Genomic DNA, 26,597 nt, shown 5'->3' with positions numbered 1-26,597 from the left:
TTATGGTAACACTCTACGCAAAGTCGCAAAGCACTGCTCACCTTTAGCTGTCGAGCAAAAATTGATTGTATGGTCGTTTTTCCATTGTACAAAATATTGTGATACATCACCTGTTTGGTCTTGTTTCTGACCAGAACAATCTACTTTATTATTATCAAATTTAATTTGCATCACTAAAGCAGCTAGCTGTTCTTTAGGATCATCAGATGGTTGGTATTCATAGATACCATAAGACCATTCCTGACCACTTTTAATCACTACATCATTACTACTACGAAAGTTATAATATTCTACACATTTTTTATTATTTGGAATTTCCATTCCCCATAATCCCATAATTTCAGGTCGCGTAACAATACGTATAGCATTAGGATTACTTGCAGTCCGAACTGGTTGTTCGACTGGCTTCTCTGTTACTGTTTCTGCCACAGCTAAACCAGAACAAACCCACAATAATCCAATAATATAAATATTTTTCATAGATTTATTAATCATTAAACGCATGGAGTTAAGTTAGCATATTTTTTTAGAAAATCATTGCTCCATAACCATATAAAAACAATATTTTTCAACCGTAACATGTGACTATATCTCATCAAACAATTTTATGTTTACTTGCTTTTTTCAATATAAATTCTGTGTTTTGCATGATCTCAAGCTTAGGTGGTTGAAGAATCGACCTGTTTCGGAAGCCACTTTACAAAGCACAAACCTAAGAGCACAACCACACTGGCACACATAAAGATGAGTTCACCAGAAAAAGTTTTCCAGAAATGCCCAGCCAGAACACTACCAAAAGCTACACCTAACCCCCACATGGTGCTATAAAGTGCTTGTCCACGCCCTTGCTGTCCAGCAGAGAAGTTTTGAAAAATAACTCTCATTGCAATCAAGTGAAATAAACCAAAACTAAAGGCATGTAAACACTGCGCAAAAAGTTGACCAATAAAATAATGTGAAAATACTGCAACTAGCATCCAACGTATACTCGTCACCAGCAGACACACAACGACTAAACTGCACCACGAAAAGCGTTGAAAAATCTTTGAGGCAATTGAAAACATAAAAATTTCAGCAAAAACGCCCATGGCCCATAAAAATCCAATTTCAGTCGTACTGAAATTCAAAGATTTCAGAAAATTACTATAAAAACTATAAAAAGGCGCATGTGAAAAAAGTAGAATAAATTCAATTGCAAAAAATGCAGCCACTGTTGGGCGCTTAAGAACAGGAAGTAAAGGTTCTAAATATTTTTGGGAAGTAGGCGCGCTATCAGGTTCGCGGATTGTGAAAGACCAAATAAACGCTAGTGACGCGATAATTAATAGTAAAATTGGAAGCATTGAAATATGCACTATTTCTAAAATAGCCCCAATAGTGAATACCCCAACAATAAACCCAACCGATCCCCACTTACGAATTTTGCCGTAAAGTTTAGCTTTTTGATCACCCAACCAAAATAAAGTCACTCCCTCAAATTGAGCTAAAATCGCATTTTGAAAGAAACTAAAAATAAGCATAAGCAAAGCAACTGATTGAAAAGTATTTGGCACTATAAAAATAGCTAACCATATACAAGATTCCATCCAAGTTGCTATCCGAACAAGTAACATCCGCTTACCAGATTTATCAGCAATCCAACCCCAAACTAAAGGCGCAAAAAAACGCGTTACAATCGCAATTGATGATAAAACACCAATTTCTTGATAATTAAATCCCTGATCTTGGAGATATAAATTCCAATACGGCATGAATGTGCCAACAATGGAATAGTAGAAAAAGTAAAATCCACCGAGTCGAGTTTGGATAGTAAGTGGTTGAAACAATTTACAAACCTTTGTATTTTCATGAGGTTAAAATTCGGGATAGCTGTCACACATATAGACATTTGTCTTTAGTACTACTAAGCATCCACAAATTTCAATTCGTAGATTCACCGAATAAAATACAATTAAACATATCAGAGCATCTCAGCCTTTCAATTTTAACACTTTGTTTTCCAATACAAATAATTAAATGATTGATAAGACAAAATAAAGAAAGAAAAGAGAACTGTAATTTAATTTGTACAATCTGTTAACTTGTGTAAAAATACATTTAATATTCACAAGGTATATATTTATCAGATGTTTTTTCTTATTTTTTTAATTTGTCTTTTTCTGTTTTTACTCATCCTGAAACAACATTATCGCTAACCACTTATCATCCCTACTTTTTTAAACTTATCTGCTTCTTTTAAATTAGAACAATTAAACATCAAATTTTATAAACAAAGCCCTTTTTAAACTACACCTTTAAGTCAAGCCTAGCTTAAATATCAATTTTAAAAACTAATTATTATTCATCTCCGCCAATCAAAACATTGGCAAAATATCCAATCTTAGAATCAAAAAATTCTTAATAAGTTACTGTAACAACGATCGTATCTGAGTAATTACCCGGAGCTGTTGCAATAGTAGTACCTTGCGGAATTTTTCCATAGACATTTGTACCCTGAGAACTGCCCGAACCTGTTTTAGAAACACCTCCAGAACCTCCAACTGCGCTTACACCACCAGTAGTATCCCATACCGTAATATAATTCGAGTTCTGATATAACTGATACTGAATGTACTGACCACTACCATTTGCCATTTGCCTAAAGCCACCGGCAATACGGTTATTTCCATCCCCCAAATAAATACTATATGGCAGTCCATTATTACAGGTCGTATTCACCACTCCTTGAGCTGTATAATCACGAGTAGTCTTACCAATATCATTAATATTTCCAAAATCGACATTTGATGTTGAATCTATTTGACACAAACTTGGCACAACATAATTAGCAGTTATAGTGGTATTACCCGAGTCCCAACCTCCACCACTATCCCCCTCACACACAGTGCTAGAGCTTGCTTGCATGTCCCAAAATAGCTGAACCGTACCCGTATAGGTTCCTTTAGGATATGCCATGAGCGAACCCGTACGAGCTGGTACTTTTATATTTACTGAGTAACTTATAACCTTCTTTGAAGAGACTGTTCTCACTGGCCCATACCACACATTGGAGGTTTGATTCGTGGTAGAAGAGCCTGCTCCACCTACACTTGCAGTTACCGTATAGGGTAATGAAACATTATTATTACTACTCGTGGTTCCAGTAAAAACGGTTTTCATACACATATAACCTGAAATTTCTGGTGTTGAACGTGCTCCATAACAACGTATTGTCCCAGTGTATGTCAGTACTGCATCACTGTTAATTGTTGCAGCAGTGTATGTATATGTGCCAGAATTTGGCGCTGTAGCTGTGCAATCTGCATGGGCGGAATTAAAAAATGTAAAGATCAGGCATAGCAAACCCGTTCCCAAAAAATATTTCAGGATAAATGAAAGTGCTCTAAATGTTGTCGGTTGGTTAAAGCTAGCAATATTTATCGACATACATAAGGCCCCAATTTTTTAGCACTGTATTGCTTATTTTCATACGCAAAAACAACTTGGCATGAACCATGATCCAGAAGATCAACTTCAAGTTTGTTTTGCTTTAACAGGTTTGGAATAAATACTTCACCGTCGTAGCCAACCACCCCATCTTGCTGACTATTAATTTGAACGGCATAACCCGGCATTAACGGTGAATTGCTTTGATCAACAAGTTTCACTAACCCTGAAATGACCTGATGAGCACCGAAGTCAACCAAGGTTCCTTGGCGGTAACCTACAAACGCTGTCTGATTCGTAGAGCTAACTTCCCACTCTAAAGGTAAATATGATGGGTCTAGGTAGATATGATGAGACATGTAGGGTCTTAAATTCGCAATTAAGAATCGGCCAGACTTATCGGTCGCACCTAAATTAACACCACCATTTATAATTTGGCTTTGTGGTCCTGCATTAATCACAACTGCGTAGCCGTCTCCAATTTCATTAGCCGCAAAGATACGTCCCGCCGCAGCAACCAATGAACCTGTCGCTGAAAGTGCAACCTGATCGTTATCTCCAAATCGGTTATAACGTCCCGTCAGGTAAGCCGCTCGTGCTCGGTAAGACGCATAGACCGATGCATTGTTTTCTTTTGCATCCTGATCTCGCTCAACATAGCCACCCCAGCCAAATGAACCAATTTGGGGTTCTGACAAACCGAATATTTCTTGGCGGTACCGTAGGCTACCGCTGTCACTAGATACACTCGTGATCGCATTCACTTTACTGGACGGGGTATATCGCAGCGCAAAGTAAACTCCATAGTCCTTGTGGTTTTCATAATCTTTATACGCTGATGCATAAAAACCCCAGTTCTTGTCCAGACTTCCACTTAAATTGGTAGACAGTAATTTATAGGAGTTATCGCTATATTTGATCTGGTTATAACCCAGATAAACCCCGTAACCTGCATAAAAGTTATAGTTAATCCCTGCCCTAAAAATCTCATCTGCCAGTGCGCTGTAGTTCAGATAGTTCTGTGACTCGGCATTGATCTGGTTATCTTTTAAATATCTCACTTGAGACACACGGGCAAGGTCAAAGTAGTTATCGAATACTTTGCGGTAACTGGTGTTAAAGGAAATATTCTTGCTAATACGCCCTTCTAAACCGACTAAAGCAGAATAACCGTTTTCATCTTTATACTGGCTCGCTGCAATGTCGGCATTGATCACACCAATACCCAAAACATTTTTGGCAAATCCTGTGCCGAGATTCGACAGGCCATCTGTTGAAGCTTCTGCCCCACCGCTTAAGGTCAGTGAGTTGCTGTAGCCGTATCGGATCGCACCTGAGGCAAAGGTGGCATCGTCATAATCATTTGAATAGAGTCCATAGTTGTAGCGTGGAATACCAACATCTACTGAAAACTCATTTATGCCTTTTGCCAGAATCTTAGATGAAAAATAGTAAGGCTTTTTGGTAATGCTCTGCTTTCCGGTTGCATCGGTAGTCACAAGGGTGACTTCATTTCCTGAAATAAATGGGAGCTGTTTAATATCAAATGGGCCTGAAGGCACTAACCCTGAATAAATCTTTTGTTGATTGACATATAAATCTAAGGTCGAAGGCAATGCTGCCGAGCCGGAAAATTGTGGGAGTGCCGAGGTGACAATATCACCGCGTTGGCTATAAGCACTCGACCACTGGAAACCGGCCAGACGGATACTGCTCCCCCAATCCGGGCTATTGGAAATAAAATCCCCTAGGGTATATATCCTGATCTTTTCAGGGTCTACATACTGCCACTTACTTTCCAGTCGTACCCATTTTTCATGACTATAACTATTTTGATTACTACCGTTATATAAAACCCCTGATGAAAAGTTACCAATTGCACTGTTAAAGATCCCCTCAGCCGTACCTGAGAAAACGTTCTCGTCATTGGTTATGGTGTTATACAGACTGTAATTCAGAATGGCTGCGTTTAAGGGTTTCATCTTTAGCAAATGTGGGCTAGTGACCTGCTGGCCACTTAAGTCGACTGAGTAACCCGTTAACATGTTCGATGGAACTTTTAAGTTTAAAGACTGCTCATTTTCCAGATATTTAAACTGAATTCCGTTTAAATCATTAATACACACCCATTGGTTATCTGGGATATCTTCATCCATTTTTAGTCTTAAAGTTCTTAAGTCACGAAAGCGGATATATAATTTTCTATCTTGATCCTGCCGTACCGATATTAAATCTTTAGAAATATTTGAGTTAACAGAAATATTTAAAAATAGCTGTATATATCCTTTATCAGAACCAAATGCATGATAAGAAGAGTCCGTGATTTCTGGAATACTTGGTAAAACAGCATTGGTACTATCTTGTAAAGATTCAGCAAAAGCATGAGTCGGCAAGTATGTAAGACATAAGGCACTTACGAGATATTTCATGTGTGCCTCTTTAAAGAGATGCTTGCTTACCGTTAATATTCAATGAAATATTATATTTATGATCTGCTTGAAATTTAAAATCAGGACTAATATTAAAGTTTCTCGATTTCCCAGCAAGAATATAACCATTCACAGTATTTACTTTAATCGGATAACTTTTTTTCGCAGTTGTATCAACAAGCATTAAATTATTTAAAAGCGCATGTCGATTACCAATGTTACTAATCGTCAGATAAGCATTATTTTGCTCTTGTTGTATTGACCAACTCAGTTTAGTAATCGCATCTTTATTGACTACAAATACAGGTAATGATGAGCGTAGAAGTACGTTTACTCCTTGAGATGCTTTACGACTATCAACAGGTTTTGGTAACTCATCAATAATAATACGATAAGTTTTTTCACCAGAAATAGGTTCTGGATTAATCCTAACTACACGCAAGTTATAAGAATCATTAGGTTGTAGTTTTAAAAATGGTGGACTAATGACAATCTCATCCGTAGGGACTAATTGATCTTGTCCAGCATTTTGCCTCCACTCAAATACACGCACCTGCAAATCAGCACTTTCATTTGACTGGTTATATAAACTAATTGAGGTTGCGCTTTGATCATTTAACATCTCAACACTTACAGGTGAAAGGCGAATTGATGCAGCATTTAGCATACTAGGCAAAAACAACAATAAACTTGTAGCAACAAAGATATTTTTTTTCATGATTTGCCCAACAATACTTTTCTCAAATTGAGCTAGCTCTATTAAACAAGAGCTAGCAATGACACAATAAAACTTATTAAAAATTAGTAAGTCACTGTTACTGTCACAGTATCAAGATAGCTGCCTGCACTTGGCAAAGTAGTGCCAGCAGGAATACGGCCATAAACGTTCACTGTCTGTACATTACCAGTTCCTGTTCCACTATAAGCAGTTGTTGAAATACCAATTGCGGTGGCACGCCCTGTGTCAGAAAAAAGGTTGTAAGGAATATATTCGTTGCTTGTTGCCCCACCAATCATACGGCGTTGTGTCGATTGCGCATTTTTCCCAGCATCGAAGGCTAAAGTCCATGGCACAGTGTTATTACATAAAACTTTAATTGCCGTACCACCTGTTGTTGTGGTGTCTGCATCGACATTGCTAGCAAGAGAACTCAATGTCCCAAAATCCAGAACTGCATTAGCTGTTGTGCCTGTAGCTGACGTATTAAGTACGCAACTATTTGTGATTGTTGCTTTAACAGTTAATGTGCCGGTAGCTGTAGCTGCATTTGCAGCATTCATCGACATTAACCCCATAGCAACTGCTGATAAATAAATGAGAGACTTATTCATGGTTAAAAAAACCTTTTACATTACGCCAATAAAATTAATAGATGTAAAAACTAGCCTTCCCCAATCCAATCACTAGCTTTTTTGACTGTTTTTTCAAAGCGTTATTTTTTCACTCTACTAGTCGCACATAATACAAAAAAACAACAAAAATACTAATATTGATTTCATTCTAAATATCAATTAATAATTCAAGTTCTGATGAATTTCTCAATTATATAAATTTTTATGATTTTCCTCCTTGTTAAATGTTTTTTTGATAATTTCTTTTCCATTTTTATTAGTTTTTCTAAAAAAATAATATTTTTTCATTAATTAAAATTTACCATAGACTCTCATAATTTATATTTTTTTAATATTTGGTCAAAAAAGTAAGTATAAAAAAGTAAGCTATCAATTGCTCTATATATTTTAAATAAATAAGAAAATAATATTTTATGAATAAGAAATCTAAGCTCTCTATCAAACTTTGCTTTTTTCTTAGAAATTTCAGTGATTAGAGACGAATCTTTATAAATAACACCATGTATCTCTAGCTCAACTATTTCTAAAAATTAAATGAAAAATCAAACCCAATAATCTTTGGATTTTGTTATACCGTCCTTAAGCTAACAATTCCATACTTGTGGTTTTAGTTCCTTCTTGGCAATGTATGTACCAGTAAAACATTAGGAATTTGTTCCAATATGGCGAGTCCAGCACAAATCATTCGACATAAATTTCTCAATACATTCTTTTCACGCCATTCTCTCTGGTTCTTATGTATTTTTACTGCACTCAGCATTACATGGTTTCGCACCGTATATACCCCTCATAGTATCTATTATTTTATTTCAGATACTCTACTTAACGGTTTATGGGTACTCACGGGTGCACTAAGCTTATTAGGCCTTTATGATGTTTTGCAGAATAAACATTCAATTTTAAGAAACTACCCAATTATGGGGCATTTCCGTTTTTTGTTTGAAGATATACGCCCAGAAATTCGTCAATACTTTATTGAAGCGGATCAAGATGCTCTACCTTTTTCGCGTATGCAAAGAAGTCTAGTTTATCAACGTGCTAAAAATGAAAATGCAGATAAACCCTTTGGTTCAATTATTGACGTTTATCAAGAAAACTATCGCTTTATTGTCCACTCAATAAGCCCTTGCCCACCAGCAGATCCAAAGAGTTTCCGTATTCAGGTGGGTAATGCTCAATGCCTTCAACCCTATAGCGCTTCCATTATGAATATCTCTGCCATGAGCTTTGGTAGTTTAAGTGCCAATGCAATTCGTGCACTCAATAAAGGAGCACAATTAGGTGGGTTTTATCACGATACTGGTGAAGGTAGTTTAAGCCCTTATCATCTCGAAAATGGTGGAGATATTGTTTGGCAAATTGCCAGTGGTTATTTTGGTTGTCGTACCCTAGATGGAAAATTTGACGAGCAAAAATTTGCTAAACAATCTCAATTGCCACAGATCAAAATGATCGAATTAAAGCTTTCACAAGGTGCAAAACCGGGTCATGGCGGTATCTTACCTAAGCATAAAATTACCGAAGAGATTGCCCAAATCCGTGGCGTTTCACGCGATCATGATTGTATTTCCCCTGCTAAGCATTCTAGTTTTTCTAACCCAATTGAAATGATGCATTTCTTACAGAAGTTGCGAACATTATCTGGCGGCAAGCCAGTTGGTTTTAAACTGTGTATTGGTCAACCTTGGCAATTTATGAGTATTGTTAAAGCAATGCTTGAAACAAAAATTGTTCCCGACTTTATTGTTGTAGATGGTTCTGAAGGTGGTACTGGTGCGGCACCAATTGAGTTTAGCGATAATATTGGTACGCCATTACGCGAAGGCTTACGCTTTGTGCATAACACTCTTATGGGGGCAGGACTAAGAGATCAAGTTAAAATTGGTGCGAGTGGTAAAATCATTAGTGCTTTTGATATTGCTAGTACTTTTGCACTAGGTGCAGATTGGGTTAACTCAGCACGTGGTTTCATGTTTGCTGTTGGGTGTATTCAGGCACAAAGCTGTCACACTAACCAATGCCCTGTAGGTGTTGCAACCCAAGATAAAGACCGTCAAAAAGCAATTGATGTACCGACCAAATCAGAACGGGTATTTAATTTTCATAAAAATACATTGCATGCTTTGTCAGAAATGATTGCTGCGGCTGGTTTACGCCATCCTTCAGATATTAAAGCCCATCATTTGGCTCAGCGAGTAAACGATCGTGAAATTAAGAACTATGCTCAATTGCATTTTTTCTTAAAAGAAGGTGAACTTTTACAATCTGAACTTAATAACGACGATGATAATTTTTATTATCGAATGTGGAATATGGCTGATGCCGATCATTTTTGATTTATATTGATTCTCTAACTTGAGCATTACATTTATAGTGTGATGCTCTTCCATATTTAAAAATAATATGTGATTTTTGATTAAATTCCACTCTCTTTTTAATTTGTATTTAATCGATTTTTCACCTAATATAAAAGTATAAATAACGTACACACTTTAATTTTATTTCATAAAAATTTTTTAATGCTTATAACAAGAAGGTACCTCATCATGTTAAAAAAAACATTCATCTTTTCTTTTGTCGCACTGGCAGTAGGTTTAAGTAGCTATGCTGTTGCTTGTACACGTGCCGTATATTTAGGCAATAACCAACATATTATTACTGCTCGCTCAATGGACTGGAAAGTTGATACAGGTACAAATTTATGGATTATGCCAAGTGGAGTAGCTCGTGATGGAAGCGCAGGCCCCAATTCAATAAAATGGACATCTAAATATGGAAGTGTGATTGCCACAGGTTATGAAGTTTCTACAGCAGATGGAATGAACGAAGTCGGCTTAGTTGCCAATATTTTATGGTTAGTGGAATCTCAATACCCAGATGTAAAAAAAACAGATAAACCGTTACTTAGTATCGCAGCTTGGGCGCAATATGTGCTCGATAATTTTGCAACTGTAGATGAAGCCGTTAAAGCCCTAGAAAAAGAACCATTCACTATCGTTAGTGATAATGTTCCAGGTGAATCAAGATTAAGTACACTACATTTATCTATTTCTGACAAAACAGGTGACAGTGCAATTATTGAATATATTGACGGAAAGCAAGTGATTCACCATAGCCGAAGTTATCAGGTTATGACCAATTCACCGACTTTTGATAAACAACTCGCACTTGCTGAATATTGGAAACAAATCGGTGGAACCATCATGCTTCCAGGCACTAACCGTGCATCAGATCGTTTTGCCCGCGCATCATTTTATATTAATGCAATTCCTAAAAACGATGATGTAAAACGCGCTCAAGCCTCTGTATTTAGTGTAATTCGTAATATTTCGGTTCCTTATGGTTTAAATACTCAAGAAGAGCCAAATATTTCTTCAACTCGCTGGCGAACTGTTGCTGATCATAAACAGATGCTCTATTTCTTTGAGTCAGCCTTATCACCGAATGTATTTTGGGTAGATTTAAAAAAAATAAATTTTAAAGATGGTAAAACACGTAAACTTGACTTAGGACCAGAGCAAAGCCATACCTATGCAGGCGATGCAACCTCTGCTTTTAAAGTTGCAAAGCCATTTTTATTTTTAAATCCAACTATTCGTTAATTTATGTCAAAATTATTGGCCTTAACATAAATAATATTAAACATACTATCTTGGAATTTATATGATGAAGCCATCTCTACTCTTATTGGGTTCTTGTCTACTTACAACGGCTTGCAGCATCACACAATTTGGTACAGATAAAGCAACAGCTCCTACAGTAGTAAAGACAGCTGGTCAGCTCAACTGTTTACCAACTGAATTATGTCCTAGCTTGCTCGTTAAATGGAACGAGAATCAAAAAGATCAGCTGCGCGTAGATGTTCATTTAAGTAGTAGTTATAACTTTTATGATATTAACGAGTTAATATTTGATATTGATGGGAAGCGATTTACTTATCAGCCCGCTCAAGCGACTGAAAAAACGAATGTAAGTCGATTAGTGCCTAAACATTCAACAACTTTCTTTATTATTCCAAGCCAATTCTTAAAAGAGTTTAAAAATGCTCAAAATGTAAACGTTTTGATAAAAACGGATAAAGGAACGATTGAACGCAATATGTATAGTCCACAAAAACAATCATCAGTTTATAAAAACTTTATGCAGCTTTATCAAAATTCAAAATAAAGCAGATAGATTGAGTCATGCATCTATCCAAAATTATTGGATAGATGCATTATTTTTTAATAATAAAAATGTTTGGGCTTTGCATGCAAAAAGGCCGGAATCAATCCTGTCAAAGCCGCACGTATATCTGCACGTTCATTAATTAATTGATGTGAACCTTCTTCAAGCATTAATAGTGTTTGAAGCCTAAATTTACGACGAATAAATTCAATGTTGTAACGCCAGTCAACCGTTTGATCGAGAGCACCTTGTGCAAGCCAAACAGGAATACGGCAAGCGGGCCGCTCTTCCATTTCTTGCATCCATTTTGACATTGCCAAAATCCAGTCCATCCCCATCATCCGAGGCTGCAACGGATCTTTTAAGCGAATAAACCGCAAAAATTCAGGGTTATGATTATTACGTCTAAAGTGTCTTGGTACTTGGCGTTTAATACGGCGAATAATGCCTAACCCGACCGGATTATGCCACCATGCGGTTTTTGCAGGGCGAATCAAAGGAGAAAGTAATAAGACTCTATCTACAATCGGATCTTGGCGTTTTTCAGCATATTCTAATAAATGATGCATCCAAATTGCCCCGCCCGTGCTTTGCCCAATTCCAACCCAAGGTTTAGGCAACTGATCTGCATGTTTCACATATTGATAAACAGCCATCAAAACTTGTTGGTAGTGGTCAAAATTTTGAATACTTGCTGGTGAACCGTTACTTAAACCATGCCCTGGTAAGTCGTAGGTAATAACACTAAAGCCTTGTTCAAGAATTTCACGAATGATGGGCTGATAAATACCGCTATGCTCAAGATAGCCATGTAACAAGCAAACGGTACCTTGTATTTTGTCTATTTTAGGTTTGAAAACTTGCACATGCAAACGGAATAATGGCATTTGAACATAGCCTTGCCAATGGTCACATTCAAGTAAATGTAAACCATACAATTTGCGATAGGCTAGCAAATCACGAGAAGGTTCTTCTAATGTATTTAAATTAAGTGGGCTCAAAACCTGCGGCGTAAGATCACGATTAGGAACCGGTAAATCTAATTGTTTTAATACGGCAGGATTGAGAAATGGAATATCTGACATTAAGGAACCTCTCGACAATCACTTGAGCCAAACAACATGTCACGAATTGTCGCAAGTAATTCATAATTTGCACGGCGGCTATGATCGTAATTTTGTACACTTGGTTGCCAACGTGTCAGTGGAGTTGGCATTGGAGCTACAACAGGAATAGTTTCTATACCATTTAAAGCAAACAGTCGGCGTGTACGTGGCATGTGATATTCATCTGTAACCAACATGACCGTAGGTGCACCGCCTTTTTTCTGAAGCAATAAAGAGCTAAAACGAGTATTTTCACATGTATTCATACTACGCTTTTCTAATAGCTTTGCATCAACACCGCGCTCTTTTAACCAAGCTTGCATATAAGGTGCTTCTACACCGCTAAGCACAATAGGCAGATGATTTTGTTTTTCAACTTCTAAAGTTTTTTCTAATCGCAAACGCGTATAGCCATTAACTACAATATCCTTACCATTTTTATCTAAGGTTAATCCGCCCCCCAACACAACAATTGCATAAGGTTCTGATAACTTTTTAGGTTGTGCAGGCAATGGATTTTTACGCACATACTCGACTTTTTGTTCAGGTTCACTGACAGCTTCTTGATGCTCTGGCACCACAGGTTTTCTGGCTAAAAACTCGGTATATTGTTCAGTAAGCGCTTTATTTTCAGAACTACTAATAAAGAGTGCCTCGTCAACCGGACTACTCGCTTCGTCTGCAGCATCAATTTCTGAGTTTTTAGCGACTAAAGGAACTGTTACAGAGGCTGCTTGTTCTTCTGAATTCTGTTCCTTTTCTTCTAAAAGAATAATTTGCTGTAAGGCTTTATAATTCTCTTGAATATAGGTCAGATCAGATGTCTTTTTTTCACGTAACGCTTGCTCTGTCAGTTTTAAATAGGCCTGACGAGCAATCCATAAATTCGAACCCGGCTCTAAATTATCATGCTCACTTAATGCGGCTTGTCTCTGGCTTTCAGCTGCGACTTGATTAACATCAACAGGTACAAAATAGTTAAGCCCAGCTACAATAAGTTTTGAATAAAATGGTGAATATAAAAAAACCACGAAACAGCCTAATAGTACAAATAGTACGGTGACTACTTGTACTAAACGTACCATTAAGTGTACTTTTGGCATAAAATTATTCCGTATGATTTTCAATTAAACCTAAACTGTTATAAAGCACAGGCTCTGGTTCTAACATAATATGGAAACGCTGATCAACATCATGTTGAACAGCTTGATAAGTTTTCCTTACATCAGCTAGAGATGCATTGGCATAATTCACCAGAACTAATGCCTGTTTATGGAACATCCCTACCATATCGAGTTGCTTCCCTTTCCAACCCGCCTGATCAATTAACCATCCTGCTGCAATTTTAACGTTTCCGTTAGCTTGAGGATAATGTGGAATTGTTGAGAATTGTGTGATTAAACGTTCAAACTCTTGAGGTTTAACAATCGGATTTTTAAAGAAACTCCCGACATTTGGATATTCTTTTGGATCAGGGAGTTTACTTTGACGGATATGGATGACCTGATTTTGTAAATTTTCGGCAGTCTGATTGTCTCCAACTGCTTGTTTCAAATCGCCGTAGTTTAGTTTTAAATGCGGCTGTTTAAGCAATTTAAAAGTGACATGCGTGATAATGTAACGGTTCGGATCATCTTTAAAAATACTATGGCGGTATGCAAAATGGCAGTCAGCCGCTAAAATTGTCTGAATTTGCTTCAATTTACGGTCATACACTTGTACCGACTCAATAAACTCGCCTACCTCTACCCCATACGCCCCAATGTTTTGTACGGGTGAAGCACCGACTAAGCCTGGAATAAGGGCTAAATTTTGCAAACCAAACCAGTTCTGTTCAGTGCTGTATAAAACAAAATCATGCCAGACTTGACCTGCGCCTACTTTAACTCGCACAAAATCTTGATCGTTTGATAAAACTTCAATTCCATGAATATCAAGATGAATCACTAAAGCATTGATCTGCTGCGGCAATAACATATTACTACCGCCCGATAGTACAAGTACATTTAACTGATGCTGCTCAGCAAACTCTAAAGCTGCTTCAATATCTTGAATATTGCCAACTTTAGTATAGTGAGAAACAGTTGCATCTAAACTTAAAGTATTGAATGGCTTAAGCTGTACTTGATTCTGAATTTGCATTGTATTGAAAAACCTATTCTTAAACATTCAATTGTTTTTTTAAAATATTAACCCACGCCAAACTACTGGACTCACATTGATTGAGTACACGTTCAAAACCATCAGCACCGCCATAATAAGGATCAGGCAACGCTTGTTGTGGATATTCAGGATCATGCTCACTCATTAAAGCTACTTTTGCACGAATTTGGTGTGCGCCATATTGAGAAACGGCTCTTTGCAACACGTCATGAATATCTTCAAAATTTTGATGATCCATTGCCAAAATCAAATCAAACTCTAAAAAGTCTTGGGTTGAAAGTTGTCTTGCACGTAAAGATGATAGGTCATAGCCCCTTTTCTGAGCATGCAACTGACTACGCTGATCTGGTGCTTTATTTGGATGATAATTACTCGTTCCAGCTGAATCGACAATGACATTGAGTTGATGTGCGTCACAATAATGTCTGAAAACCACCTCAGCCGTGGGAGAACGGCAAATATTTCCTAAACAGACACATAACACCTTATATTGTGTTTCCATTAGAAATGACTTCCAAACATTTGAATTACATAAAAATAAACAGGATCATGCACAATCTTAACAGACTATAAGTTTGTGAGAACCGAATTGACCATTGTGACTTGTTGCATTTTGTCAAAACTCACTTGGGTTGAAAAGGAAAATAATGTTTATCAATAGATTAAAAGTTGATAAATCAGGCGATAAATTAGCTAATTTTGTATTTTTTGTAGTAATTAAATAAAGCTATCTAAACAGTGTTCTTTTGATTGCAACCTAAAGTTCATTAGACTGGATAAATTAAACAAATGTCTGTTAAATAAAAATGAAGCCCTAATTTATAGGGCTTTACATCACTTAGATGCGGTGATTAATTCTATCATTTCCTTCGTAGGCCTTAAGCTACCTAGTTGCCAACGCTCAGGAGGATGTTCGTCAATTCTGATCCATACATGTTCTCGAAAAGCAGGATTTCCCTTTCCTTCAATTTCTACAAATAAATCTGTTATTCGCTTAAAAAGCTCAGCCTTACTATCTTTATCTAGTAAACCTTCTATAGTTTGTATATTTATAAATGGCATAATGCTACCTGAATTAATGCTAGGTCTAAATTATAGACTCATACTAATTGGAGCTTTCTCTGATGTCAAATCAAATTATTCCGGATCATAAATTTCCAGTAGATGTATGCGGGATCTTTAAAATTACAGAAATATTGAATGACAGATGGACGATCCTCTTGTTAAGAGAAGCCTTCTATGGGGTAACAAAATTTAATGATTTTCTAGAAAATACAGGCATATCAAAGCAAATTTTATCTAATCGTCTAAAGCATCTTATCCAATTAGAAATATTTGAACTGTCAATTTATAAAGAAGTTGGTGTGAGAGAGCGTAAAGAATACTTACTTACTAAAAAAGGCAAAAGTCTAAATATTGTTTTACTCGCCATGCTTGAATCTGGCGGTAATTTCATTGAAGCTGGTAAAGATGCGTTGAAAGTTTTTAATAAGAGTACTAATGATGAACTTAAATTAAAACTTGTTGATTCTTCTAATCAAGTTATAGATTTTAAGAATTTGGAACTTAAGCTCATTCATTGCAAAAAATAAATTTTTATAACTTAGCTACACTGATCATAAAGTCCTCAGCATACTTTTATAAAGAAATAAAAAAAGCCTACTCTTTCAAGTAGGCTTTCCCCTTATGACTTTTGCGCTGATCATTAAGGTTTATTGTTGTTTAAAGCAACGGAAGGATATTACAGAAATACTTAATAATAAAAAAGCTTATTTACTTAACTGAATGTAAGTACTCATAGGCTCCTTTTTCATTACTTTCCAGCTTAATGACTGCATCTGTTTCATCATTTAGTGTCAGGTTAAATACTTTTTCACCATCATATGAAATTTGATGCCCCATACGAAACTCTGAATCAAGTGACTCAAGAATAATAAAATTTCCTTCGTTGTTAGAAGCAATATAGTAAGTGTTGTTCCGATGAACATATCTAATTGTGTACATCACTATTTAAATTCCACCTAAAATTATGTTTTTTCTTAATAATAAAAAGATCTTTGTTCCCTTCCCAATCAGAAAAGATCCTACCGAAAACTAAACCCTCCCTTATTAATTATTACCCCTGATCATTTAGTATTTTTTCACCCTATACTATTAAATTGATATTACAGAAATACTTAATAATAAAAAACCCCGCCATTAGTCGATAGTTAGCGGGGTCTTTTGCGATTTAATTTTACTTTAATAGACTCATCTATCAGAGATATTTACCTCATTTCTGAAATAGAAAAATTATTTATTTTTAAAAAGCTTATCTGTCATTTTTCTATCGATTTTACTGCGATGCCCATTCTCAAAGTATCGATCGACATGGCATAGTTTTGTTTTAGTATCACAGAACACACCGTTTGAGAGCGTAAACGCTGAAGTATCAAAATCACCTTGAGAGAAGGCTTTATTCGCTTTATAAGTGCCTAAATATTTAGCTGTAAGCTTTTTAGAAACACCTTTTTTGTCAGCACAAATATATTTGTCACAAATTACACCTTTTGTAGGCGAATATACACTAGAGCTGGTTTTCGCGATTGCTGCCGAGCTAAGCATCAAACACGTACATCCCATAATACTAAGAAAAGTTTTAGAAATTTTCACTTTTTAGAACCGATAAAATTATAAATTGTTAAGGCATTATATAAATTAGAAGCTTGCCAGAAAATCTACAGAACCCTATAAATAACAAAAAGCCCACTTTTCGACGAGGGTTTAAATATTTTGGTAATCCTCACTTACATATCGGACCCAACATTGCAAAAAAGTATTTATCTATGGGTGGCACAAGGCTTAAGAAAAGTATAGTCACGTCAGAACTACTTTATTTTAAAGTTTCTTATGCTAACTTATTTGGAGATTGAATCTTATAGAACCATTCAACAATAATGTTCAAAAATAAGGAAATAATGTATATGAGCCATTTTCAATTTCAAACCGTTCCAAATATCATCTCTGGCTTAGGCTCTATACAAGAATTACAAAATGTTTTGTCATCAAAAGCTTACCGTAAGTTATTACTAGTCACCGATGCAGGCATGGTTAAAAATCAATTACACCGTCCCATTCTTCAAATTTTAGATAACCTCAATATTGAATATGTCATCTATGCCAATGTGCAAGCTGATCCGCCTGAACAAGTAGTACTAGATGCAGCCAATTATGCAAAACAGCAAAATGTTGATGCCATTATTGGTTTTGGTGGTGGTAGTTCTCTAGATGTTGCAAAAGTTATTGCTTTACTCGCCCACCCTAACCAGACTCAAAGTTTGCAAGAGATGTACGGCGTAAACCAAGTCACCACAGCTCGTCTTCCGCTTATTTTGATTCCTACTACAGCCGGTACAGGCTCAGAAGTAACGCCAATCTCAATTGTCACTACAGGTGAGACGACAAAGATGGGGATTGTCTCTCCAGTACTCTACGCCGACACTGCGATTCTTGATGCTACTTTTACTCAAAACCTTCCAGCACATATTACCGCTGCAACAGGTATTGATGCGATGGTACATGCTATTGAGGCATATACCTCTAAACATAAAAAAAATATTTATACGGATATTTTAGCCAAGCATGCTTTGAAGTTGTTAAATCATAACTTACCAAAAGTTCTTAAAGATGGTAATGATTTAGAAGCACGTCAAAACATGCTGTTCGGTTCAATGCTCGCAGGTCAAGCGTTTGCAAACTCGCCTGTTGCCGCTGTACATGCTTTAGCTTACCCATTGGGCGGTCATTTTCATTTGTCGCATGGACATACCAATGCCTTAGTGCTGGTTGAAGTATTAAAATTTAATGCACCAAATGCAAAAAAATACTATGCAGAACTTATGCAATGGCTTGATCCATATAGTAATGGCAGCACCGATGGTTTATGCGATCTGTTCATTGACCATATGCAGAACCATTTAGACCGTAGTGGTTTGACTTTAAGACTTAGTGATTTGGGTATTGAAGAGTCTAGCTTACCAAGGCTTGCTCAAGATGCCATGTTGCAAACCCGTTTACTACAAAATAACCCACGAGACATGACAGAAGCCGCTGCTTTGGCAATTTATCAGGCGATTCATTAATGACTAAACCAGTTTTAAAAACCCGTGATCAATTTAAGTTCTTTTTAGACATCCAAACTCGCTGGGCAGATAACGATATTTATGGTCATGTGAATAATGTGACTTACTATAGCTACTTCGATACAGCCGCCAATGCTTTGCTTATTCAAAAAGCAGGTTTTGATATTCATGAAGCAAAATCAATTGGCTTAGTGGTCGATTCTGCTTGTAGTTTTCTTCAGGAATTATCATTTCCAGAAATTATTCAGGTAGGTGTTGCGATTGGTAAAATTGGTACTACTTCATTGCGCTATGAATTGGCAATCTTCAAACAAGGTCAGGACCAAGCCTCAGCTCAAGGACATTTTGTACATGTTTTTGTTGATCGCGAAACGCGTAAGACTGTGCCAATTTCCGAGACAGTTCGTGAGGTTTTAGAGAGTTATTTATTATAAAAAATGAGGCAAAAAGAAAATACACAGCTCTTTTTGCCTCGTCTTAGCTTACATCATTGCAGGATCACTAAAGGAATCTTTACCTGTTTCGACTCGGCCAGCAAAACGTCGGTAATAATATGGATCACTCTGACTGGTGATTTCAAAATCATACCAATGCCCAACATCAGCCAAAGCCCAATGTTGCTTAACAATCTGTCCCGCTTTTACGGTAATTTGTAATGGCGCATCTTGTCGATAGGCACAAGGTTTTACTGTCAATATTGCATCCTTCGTTCCTTCATTCATGAGTTCGACATAAACATCACCGTTCGCAATGTCATAGCACACTCGAATTTCAGGTTTAATACCATTATCGATAATACGTTGAGTATCCCCTTTAAAATGGCGGTGGTAGCCATTTGGACCAAGTACCCATAGGTCATAACGGCCTAAGTTATCGTTTAAAGCATCCCATTCATCATCTAAAGTTTTATTCGGCTCGACAATATAACGCTTTGGAATACGGTCTAAATTGAGCTTGTCATAAACATGAAAAACCGCTGCTTGCTGACCTGTATTAGAGAAAATCAATTGTACTTTGCCGTCGGCTTTACAGCGTGCACTGGTATGCAACTCGTAAGGTAGCGCACGCGAAAGACGTATACCACTTTGCTGGATCGGTAACTTTACATCCGTGGGTACAGAAACAGCTGGCAGAGCTTCTTGATTTTCTCTTAGTGTATCTGCCTGCACACGTGTTTGTTTACCATTCAGATGAGGTAAAACATCTGCATTTGGTGTTTTAAAGTTAAATGCACTGGTTAAATCGCCACATACTGCGCGGCGGTATGGACTAATATTCGGCTCTTTCACACCGAAACGTTTTTCTAAAAACATGAGTACGGAAGTATGGTCAAAAACTTGCGAGTTCACCCAACCACCACGACTCCATGGAGAAATCACATATAACGGAACACGAGGACCCGGACCATAAACGCGTCCATCAGGTGTAGGCTGAGAATGGCTTCCTTCAGGTGCAGCATGATCGAAATATTCGTCCTGCATATCGGCACTACTTAATGTCGATTTACCTGCGTACTGGCCGTTTTTAAGTCGAGATGGCGCTGACGGTGATGGTACATGGTCAAAGTAACCATCATTTTCATCGAAATTGATAATAAGTGCTGTTTTACTCCAAACCTCTGGCACAGCAGTTAAAGCATCAATAATTTCTTGAATAAACCATGCCCCTTGAACGGGGCTTGAAGGGTCTGGATGTTCGCAATAAATCGATGGCGCGTTAATCCAAGAGACTTGAGGTAACTTCCCTTCACGAATGTCGCGTTTAAAAGCGTCGAGATACTCTTCTGGTTTATTGCCCGGTAGCGTATTTGCAATGCCCTTATATAATGGATTTTTGGCATTATCCGTTTCAGCATCATAGGCTTTATACGGTAGTTTTTGACCCGTATTCGCATACGGTTTATTCGGTTCACCGCCACTTGCAACCGGATAGCCAGACGCAATGTTCGCCTTTCTAAATGAACGAAATGCCCCAAGCATGTTATCGCCCCATTCATCCGGCATATTTTGATAACAAATCCAACTTACTCCTGCATCTTCTAAGCGCTCAGCGTAAGTCTTCCATGTATAACCGCGATCTGCCGTCGCTGGGTTACCATCAATCCAGTCCCACTCATTGTTTACAAATGAACGTTTGGTCGGTGTTGCACCATTTGTCCCCGTTAAATGATAGGACCGGTTTGCATCTGTTCCAGTGTGCATAGAGCAATGGTAGGCATCACAAATCGTAAAAGCATTCGCAAGTGCAAACTGATATGGAATTTCTTTTTCTTTAAAATAACCCATAGATATATCAGTTTTATGGGCTGGCCAGTTCGCCATACGCCCATTGTCCCAAGCCAGCTGACTGTCATCCCATGTGTGAGGCGTACCCTCTGCACGCTGTGCATTATTGGCTGTACCATCTAAGTGAAAAGGCGTTAAGACTTGCCCATTACTTCTAAGCTGCTCCCAAACACGGCGGCCACTTGGCAAAGGAATCGTAAAACGATCAGCAAACCCTCGAACACCTTTTAACGTTCCAAAGTAATGATCAAAAGATCGGTTTTCCTGCATTAAAATAATAACGTGTTCAACATCCTGAATGGTTCCAGTTTTATTATTTGCAGGAATTGCTAAAGCTTTTTGAATACTAGATGGGAACGCTGCCAATGCCGCAGCACCAAAACCCATATTTAAAGAGTAATTTAAAAATTTACGACGTGTAATCATGATTAGGTTCTTTTTATTATTTAAGTTTATGGAGCACAGCGCATTACAGGTTTTTTCCCTGTATCTGGTGTATTTGAATTATCATTTGCCGAGTCGTTACAACCACTCAGCAGAATCGCGCCGATTAATAAAAAATATGAATATTTAAAGGAAGTTATTCCTGAGCATTGCCTTTTCATTGCTATGTACAATCCATTTAAAATCTAAAATGGCTAACATAGAAAAGTACAATGACAGTGACATGACCCCAATATTTCAATCCAGTGAAAAATATGAAAAGTCTATTATTTTCATATTCTGCACCAGATCAAAATCAGATGAATCTAAGGCTTTAATTGAATATTTTGTAGCTCGCCATCAAAAGTTTCTATCAGACTCTTAATAACTGGCTGTTGATGCAATAGCTCAGCTGCTCGGTGAAAAGCTTTTTCTTTACGCGCACTTTGAATGGTATACGGTGTAGATGTATTTAAAGCACCATATTCAACTGTAAATTGAGTATTCGGCCATTGCTCATTTAATGCATCAATAAGGCCTTGTTGTAATTGGGTCAGCATATTTTCATATTCTTGAGGAATATGGAAAATAGTATTGCCACCAATTTCACCAGTCATCACACCATGTTGAGCAAGTTCTTGAACAGCTGGAGAAAGCTGACTATTTCTAAACCAATATTCCCACTTTTCGAGTGTCCATTCACCTTCTAAAACTTGAGGAGAAAGCTTCAAGATATCTTGAGGCATCAATTGACCGTGATCAGTTGCACTAGACTCTTTTACAACGGGAACTGTTTCAACAACAACTTCAGCCTGCACCAATGACTGCTGCTCAATAACAGGTTCAGAAGACAAATCAGGAGTTATAGGCGCATCTTGATCAAGAGAAAATTCAGCGCTAGATGTCTCAAACAAACCTTGAGGCTCAGTAGCAAAAGCTGGTTCTGGTTCAATTTGTTTTGCTTGGGTTTCTGCCTGAGCTTGTACTAAATTTTGTTCGGGTACCGGAATGAAATCTTCTTCCAGAACACTAACAGTCTTTTGAACAACTGCTGACTCAAGCCCAATCAACTCATGATGATTTGGGTCAAATACCATTAAATCCTGATTAGACTGAGGTTCAGGTTCAGGTTCAGGTTCAGGTTCAGGTTCAGGTTCAGGTTCAGGTTCAGGTTCAGGTTCAGGTTCAGGTTCAACCATAGCGGGCTGGTTAATAACTTCAACAGGTTGAACCGCATTTACTGGAGTAATCTCTTGGACCGTTGGCTGAGCTTGTGAATTTAGACCTACTTCTGCTTGTCCATTTTGTTGAACAGGCTCTGACACCACAATTTCATTTGGTGCTAAAGGACGGAATGCCAACAAACGTAAAACACACATTTCAAAACCTTGCTCTTGCGTCACGGCAAGTTGCAAGTCTGAACGACCTTTACATGCGATTTGGTAATATAGCTGTAAATCTTGAGCAGAAATCAGCTTAGACAGTTGCATGATCTTGCGATTGATTTCATCGCTATATTTCAAACTCAAATCAGGTAGATATTGCAAAATTGCCAATTCATGCAATGTCGAAATGAGCTGATCAAGCACGAGTGAAACATCTAGCGCTTGGTGTCTAAATTGTAATAAAAGCTGACTAACTTTCTCACGTTGGTTTTGATGAATCGCCAAAATCAAATCATAAATGATCGTACGGTCGATTAGACCAAGCATTTCTTTAACATCTTGGTGATGTACAGAACCCTGCCCGTAAGCAATGGCTTGATCAGTTAAAGATAATGCATCACGCAGTGAACCTTGGGCAGATTCAGCAATTTGCCAAATTGCATCTTGATCAGCATTAATTTGCTCTTTTTCAAGAATAGCGCCAAGATGCTTGGTAATTTCATCAACGGCTAAAGGTCGTAGAGTAAATTGCAAACAACGTGAAATGACTGTAATCGGTAGCTTTTGTGGATCAGTCGTAGCAAACAGAAACTTAACGTGTTCCGGTGGTTCTTCTAGTGTTTTTAATAACGCATTAAAAGAATGCGTCGATAGCATATGTACTTCGTCAATCAGATAAACTTTAAAACGACCTTGCGTTGGCGCATAAGGAACGTTGTCTAAAAGTTCACGCGTATCTTCTACTTTGGTTCTTGAAGCAGCATCGATTTCGATCAGGTCAATAAAACGGCCTTCATTTACCGCTTTACATGTTGCACAGACTTCACATGGTGTGGAAGTCACACCCGTTTCGCAGTTCAAACACTTGGCTAAAATACGTGCAATTGTAGTTTTACCTACACCACGCGTTCCTGTAAATAAATAAGCATGGTGAAGACGACCACGTTCCAATGCACTACTTAATGCACGAGAAACATGGTTTTGCCCCACTAACTCATTGAAATTACGTGGACGGTATTTTCTAGCAAGTACTTGATACATGTATGCTCCTTGTTACAGGCATAAGCATACTTTGTTTTTAAAAGAGTGTGAACGCATAAAGCTCATATCCGTACAGATAAACTGCGAACTGGCTTCTTTTCTCTACCAGAACCGTTTATTTGTCTAAGGATGATCATGGTGTAACTCCTGATCTGTAACACCTTCATCCATCGTTTGCACGAGCCCCACGCCATCCTTAATTTCAGCCGAATAATTCCCCTTCTCGGTAAAAATTTGCATGATTGTATAGTGGTCTTTTTGACTTTGAGTAATGGTAAAGAAATTTTGATTCGGATCGCCCTGATCAAATTTACCGGTCCACCGAACAATATCTTGGTCAACGGGTTCGATCTCTACAATTTTGCCTGTACGATTAATGCCATATTCCAACATTTGAAACTTAACAGTGTCGCCCACTTTTTTAAGTTCAATCACATTTGGATCATATTTAATGACCATACCTTCTGCATTTTTAATTAGTGGAAAATTAACATTAGAAGGTAGTTGATCCTTTTCTATTTCATTAAAAATAATCTGTTGCTGAGACAATCTTTCTTTTTCGGACGGACTCAAATTCAGTATATTTTGACGAGCAAATTCATTCTGATTATCTGCCAGTTTTTGCCCAGTCCCTTGCCCATTTTCTGAAGACGATGTTAAAGCAGAAGAGCTTTGCTGTGAAAAGGCAAACCAGATTAAAACTGCTAACGCCACGCAAGCGATAGCAGTTCCTATTAACAATTTATTTTTCTTCATTATTTACAGCTAAAAATAGAAATTAGTTATATAGAGAAATTTTCAGTGCATTCAGGTTAATAACACTGACCGCATCAATTTTTCCTTCTACACCTAAACGTACGCCATATTTCGGGTTGTATAGATATGGACTCGAATAGAAATTAATATTATTGCCACCCATTGCAGTACTTCCTAACGGATGGGCAAAACCTGAGCCAATATTAGTTGAACCATTATGGTACAGACCAAGATTGTGCCCGACTTCATGACGCATGGCCGCGAAAGAACAACCTGCAATATCATTTGCGCCAATCATGTTATATGCAGAAGCATTAATCCAAGCCCAACCACAACCGCCATCACCTGGTTCATTACCTTGATAATAAACACCGTCTGCCAATACACGTTTACGCTCATTTTGTACAGTCGTGTCATCTCGTCCAGTAGAGATTGCTTCTTTTAAAGTGGCAGCAGGAATTTTGTAAGTTAGGTAACCTACATCTCTTAAGTAAAAACGTGCATTCGAATTTTCAGCAGTTAAATTCGTTAAATTTACGCCTTCAATCATTCTAAGTTTTGCAGCGCTTTCTCCTAAAATTGAATTTACCTCTGGGCTAGAAACCAACAACATATCAATTGTATAACTATCTACTGTCCAGCCTTGAGCGGTGTAAATAAAACGGCGATTTTCACCATTTTTAATTGCAGTAGACAAGCCATTAGCGGCATTAATATAGGTGTCTGCCGATGCATTAGACACAATAACAACTTTATCGCCGACTTGAGCTTTAGCAGGTAGTTGTAAGGTTGGTTGCCAATTTGATGTAGACAGTTTCACCTTTAAAGTAGGCTGAGTCATATTCGGTAAAGTTGCAGGGATTGTTGCTGTAGAATCAATCAGCTTTGTTGGTGAAGAGATCAACTGCCAATATCCTTTGTCACTTACATACATAAACTCATATTGATCGCCTGTTTTAAGCGTTAAAGTCGCTTGGCTATTAATATTGGTATTATTAATTTTTGCAGACCAAGTCGCTGTAGACTTGATAATAATTCTATCCCTATCACTTGCAGTGGTCGGCAAAGTGAAATTGGAAACCCAATTTCCATCTCCAAATGAAACTTCGGTAAGTGGACTATTTACTGCTGCTAAAGATGTTCCGATTTGCTGAACATTTCGCTTCTGTGGTTTTATATATTCTGGAACCCATTTTCCTAAAGCAGAATAATATTTAAACCAATATTCAGATCCATTTTTTAATATAAAACTGCTCGGGAATAGTAAGTTTGTTTTATCAATCTCCGAACTTGTACTTGCTGTAGAAACAACTTGTACGGTTGTTCCGTCACGTACGTCACTCGGTAAAGCAATGGTTTGTGCCCATTTGTCATTTTGAATGATTACTTTTTGCATAGATGCAGTTGTTAATGGAACGACTTCATAGGTTGCACCATTAGTAGGACTCACAGTCGCTAACTGAGCGATCCATTTATTTTGACTGCTATTAAAGATGAATTGATAAACATCTCCACTATTTATTTTTAAAACCTCTAACGGAATATTGGTATTAGAAGTATCTAAATAACTACTATAAGCAGCACTAGAACGAATTGTAATTTTGTCCAAATTATTAGCGCTTGTTGGTAAAGTAAGGTTTTTGACCCAATTCCCATTTGCTAGATTAAATTCTAAATCTGAATAACCGGATGGAATTGATCCACTATTATTATTCTGATTTGGTGAAAGTACAGTTGCGGCATATACAAGTGAAGATGCAACAATTGCTCCAATAATGAGTGATGTTTTTAATTTAAAATTCACAGCAGCCTCTTTTATTTGTTTTTAGATTTTTCGAATAGCAGGTTAGCAAACCATTTTTACGCAGTCAATTTCACAACAATTAATTTTTTATTAAATTTCAATTGCATGACTACTGAATCATTTTGAAATAAAAATATG

General features: G+C 37.3%; 23 protein-coding genes. 6 read left to right on the top strand and 17 right to left on the bottom strand.

What is annotated here, in order from left to right:
* The 6 genes from HJG58_RS05345 to HJG58_RS05320 form a co-directional block, all read right to left on the bottom strand.
* Entirely contained in the window at nucleotides 1-504 is a 504-nt protein-coding gene (locus HJG58_RS05345; protein ID WP_170248181.1) for a hypothetical protein, read from the bottom strand.
* A 155-nt stretch (nucleotides 505-659) separates the two neighbouring features.
* Nucleotides 660-1,826, bottom strand: coding sequence for an MFS transporter (locus HJG58_RS05340; protein WP_171545230.1), 1,167 nt, complete (start codon nucleotides 1,824-1,826; stop codon nucleotides 660-662).
* 571 nt (nucleotides 1,827-2,397) lie between these two features.
* Nucleotides 2,398-3,426 (bottom strand): Csu type fimbrial protein, encoded by a 1,029-nt coding sequence (locus HJG58_RS05335; protein ID WP_170248180.1) that lies wholly within the window; start codon nucleotides 3,424-3,426, stop codon nucleotides 2,398-2,400.
* Nucleotides 3,417-5,855: a fimbria/pilus outer membrane usher protein gene (locus HJG58_RS05330; RefSeq protein ID WP_170248179.1), complete on the bottom strand. Its 2,439-nt coding sequence runs from the start codon at nucleotides 5,853-5,855 to the stop codon at nucleotides 3,417-3,419. The genes HJG58_RS05335 and HJG58_RS05330 overlap by 10 nt, the downstream gene beginning before the upstream one ends.
* Nucleotides 5,856-5,865: 10 nt before the next feature.
* Nucleotides 5,866-6,573 (bottom strand): fimbrial biogenesis chaperone, encoded by a 708-nt coding sequence (locus HJG58_RS05325; RefSeq protein WP_170248178.1) that lies wholly within the window; start codon nucleotides 6,571-6,573, stop codon nucleotides 5,866-5,868.
* Between the two features lie 83 nt (nucleotides 6,574-6,656).
* On the bottom strand, nucleotides 6,657-7,187 hold the full coding sequence (locus tag HJG58_RS05320) for a Csu type fimbrial protein (protein WP_216076515.1): 531 nt from the start codon (nucleotides 7,185-7,187) through the stop codon (nucleotides 6,657-6,659).
* A 683-nt stretch (nucleotides 7,188-7,870) separates the two neighbouring features.
* On the opposite strand from HJG58_RS05320, the gene HJG58_RS05315 reads away from it, so the two are divergent.
* The 3 genes from HJG58_RS05315 (at nucleotide 7,871) to HJG58_RS05305 (ending at nucleotide 11,375) form a co-directional block, all read left to right on the top strand.
* Nucleotides 7,871-9,544 carry an FMN-binding glutamate synthase family protein gene (locus HJG58_RS05315; protein ID WP_216076514.1) on the top strand — a complete coding sequence of 558 codons (1,674 nt, stop codon included), beginning with the start codon at nucleotides 7,871-7,873 and terminating at the stop codon, nucleotides 9,542-9,544.
* Nucleotides 9,545-9,754: 210 nt separating this feature from the next.
* Nucleotides 9,755-10,810, top strand: coding sequence for a linear amide C-N hydrolase (locus HJG58_RS05310; protein WP_170248177.1), 1,056 nt, complete (start codon nucleotides 9,755-9,757; stop codon nucleotides 10,808-10,810).
* A gap of 61 nt (nucleotides 10,811-10,871) precedes the next feature.
* On the top strand, nucleotides 10,872-11,375 hold the full coding sequence (locus tag HJG58_RS05305) for a hypothetical protein (RefSeq protein WP_170248176.1): 504 nt from the start codon (nucleotides 10,872-10,874) through the stop codon (nucleotides 11,373-11,375).
* Between the two features lie 56 nt (nucleotides 11,376-11,431).
* Here the strand turns inward: HJG58_RS05305 and HJG58_RS05300 are convergent, their stop codons facing one another.
* The 5 genes from HJG58_RS05300 to HJG58_RS05280 form a co-directional block, all read right to left on the bottom strand.
* Nucleotides 11,432-12,460 (bottom strand): alpha/beta hydrolase, encoded by a 1,029-nt coding sequence (locus HJG58_RS05300; protein ID WP_005039886.1) that lies wholly within the window; start codon nucleotides 12,458-12,460, stop codon nucleotides 11,432-11,434.
* Nucleotides 12,460-13,584 (bottom strand): YdcF family protein, encoded by a 1,125-nt coding sequence (locus HJG58_RS05295; protein WP_170248175.1) that lies wholly within the window; start codon nucleotides 13,582-13,584, stop codon nucleotides 12,460-12,462. Before HJG58_RS05295 ends, HJG58_RS05300 begins: the two co-directional genes overlap by 1 nt.
* A gap of 4 nt (nucleotides 13,585-13,588) precedes the next feature.
* Nucleotides 13,589-14,623, bottom strand: a complete 1,035-nt coding sequence (gene murB, locus HJG58_RS05290) for a UDP-N-acetylmuramate dehydrogenase (RefSeq protein WP_170248174.1) — start codon at nucleotides 14,621-14,623, stop codon at nucleotides 13,589-13,591.
* Nucleotides 14,624-14,642: 19 nt separating this feature from the next.
* On the bottom strand, nucleotides 14,643-15,146 hold the full coding sequence (locus HJG58_RS05285; RefSeq protein ID WP_170248173.1) for a low molecular weight protein-tyrosine-phosphatase: 504 nt from the start codon (nucleotides 15,144-15,146) through the stop codon (nucleotides 14,643-14,645).
* Between the two features lie 332 nt (nucleotides 15,147-15,478).
* Entirely contained in the window at nucleotides 15,479-15,706 is a 228-nt protein-coding gene (locus HJG58_RS05280; RefSeq protein WP_170248172.1) for a tautomerase family protein, read from the bottom strand.
* A 62-nt stretch (nucleotides 15,707-15,768) separates the two neighbouring features.
* Here HJG58_RS05280 and HJG58_RS05275 point away from each other — a divergent pair, with 62 nt between their 5' ends.
* On the top strand, nucleotides 15,769-16,236 hold the full coding sequence (locus HJG58_RS05275) for a winged helix-turn-helix transcriptional regulator (protein ID WP_170248171.1): 468 nt from the start codon (nucleotides 15,769-15,771) through the stop codon (nucleotides 16,234-16,236).
* A 181-nt stretch (nucleotides 16,237-16,417) separates the two neighbouring features.
* Here HJG58_RS05275 and HJG58_RS18865 read toward each other — a convergent pair whose 3' ends face one another.
* Both HJG58_RS18865 and HJG58_RS05265 read right to left on the bottom strand, forming a co-directional pair.
* Nucleotides 16,418-16,648, bottom strand: coding sequence for a hypothetical protein (locus HJG58_RS18865; RefSeq protein WP_005068773.1), 231 nt, complete (start codon nucleotides 16,646-16,648; stop codon nucleotides 16,418-16,420).
* Nucleotides 16,649-16,936: 288 nt separating this feature from the next.
* Nucleotides 16,937-17,266 carry a YcgJ family protein gene (locus HJG58_RS05265; protein WP_029767006.1) on the bottom strand — a complete coding sequence of 110 codons (330 nt, stop codon included), beginning with the start codon at nucleotides 17,264-17,266 and terminating at the stop codon, nucleotides 16,937-16,939.
* Nucleotides 17,267-17,607: 341 nt separating this feature from the next.
* On the opposite strand from HJG58_RS05265, the gene HJG58_RS05260 reads away from it, so the two are divergent.
* Complete coding sequence (locus HJG58_RS05260) at nucleotides 17,608-18,765, top strand: iron-containing alcohol dehydrogenase (protein ID WP_170248170.1); 1,158 nt, start codon at nucleotides 17,608-17,610, stop codon at nucleotides 18,763-18,765.
* Nucleotides 18,765-19,199 carry an acyl-CoA thioesterase gene (locus tag HJG58_RS05255; protein WP_170248169.1) on the top strand — a complete coding sequence of 145 codons (435 nt, stop codon included), beginning with the start codon at nucleotides 18,765-18,767 and terminating at the stop codon, nucleotides 19,197-19,199. The genes HJG58_RS05260 and HJG58_RS05255 overlap by 1 nt, the downstream gene beginning before the upstream one ends.
* A gap of 48 nt (nucleotides 19,200-19,247) precedes the next feature.
* Here HJG58_RS05255 and HJG58_RS05250 read toward each other — a convergent pair whose 3' ends face one another.
* From HJG58_RS05250 to cpaA, 4 genes are all read right to left on the bottom strand, one after another.
* Complete coding sequence (locus HJG58_RS05250) at nucleotides 19,248-21,476, bottom strand: phosphocholine-specific phospholipase C (protein ID WP_170248168.1); 2,229 nt, start codon at nucleotides 21,474-21,476, stop codon at nucleotides 19,248-19,250.
* Between the two features lie 323 nt (nucleotides 21,477-21,799).
* Nucleotides 21,800-23,899, bottom strand: coding sequence for a DNA polymerase III subunit gamma/tau (locus HJG58_RS05245; RefSeq protein ID WP_170248167.1), 2,100 nt, complete (start codon nucleotides 23,897-23,899; stop codon nucleotides 21,800-21,802).
* A 123-nt stretch (nucleotides 23,900-24,022) separates the two neighbouring features.
* Nucleotides 24,023-24,655 (bottom strand): metalloprotease secretion chaperone CpaB, encoded by a 633-nt coding sequence (gene cpaB, locus HJG58_RS05240; RefSeq protein ID WP_086266342.1) that lies wholly within the window; start codon nucleotides 24,653-24,655, stop codon nucleotides 24,023-24,025.
* Nucleotides 24,656-24,677: 22 nt separating this feature from the next.
* On the bottom strand, nucleotides 24,678-26,459 hold the full coding sequence (cpaA, locus tag HJG58_RS05235) for a metalloendopeptidase CpaA (RefSeq protein WP_170248166.1): 1,782 nt from the start codon (nucleotides 26,457-26,459) through the stop codon (nucleotides 24,678-24,680).
* Nucleotides 26,460-26,597: the final 138 nt, after the last annotated feature.

The sequence above is a fragment of the Acinetobacter geminorum genome, from assembly GCF_013009345.1.
GTDB lineage: Bacteria > Pseudomonadota > Gammaproteobacteria > Pseudomonadales > Moraxellaceae > Acinetobacter > Acinetobacter geminorum.
Note: the sequence above shows the minus strand (reverse complement) of the source record. Positions and strands in the feature narration are given on the sequence as shown.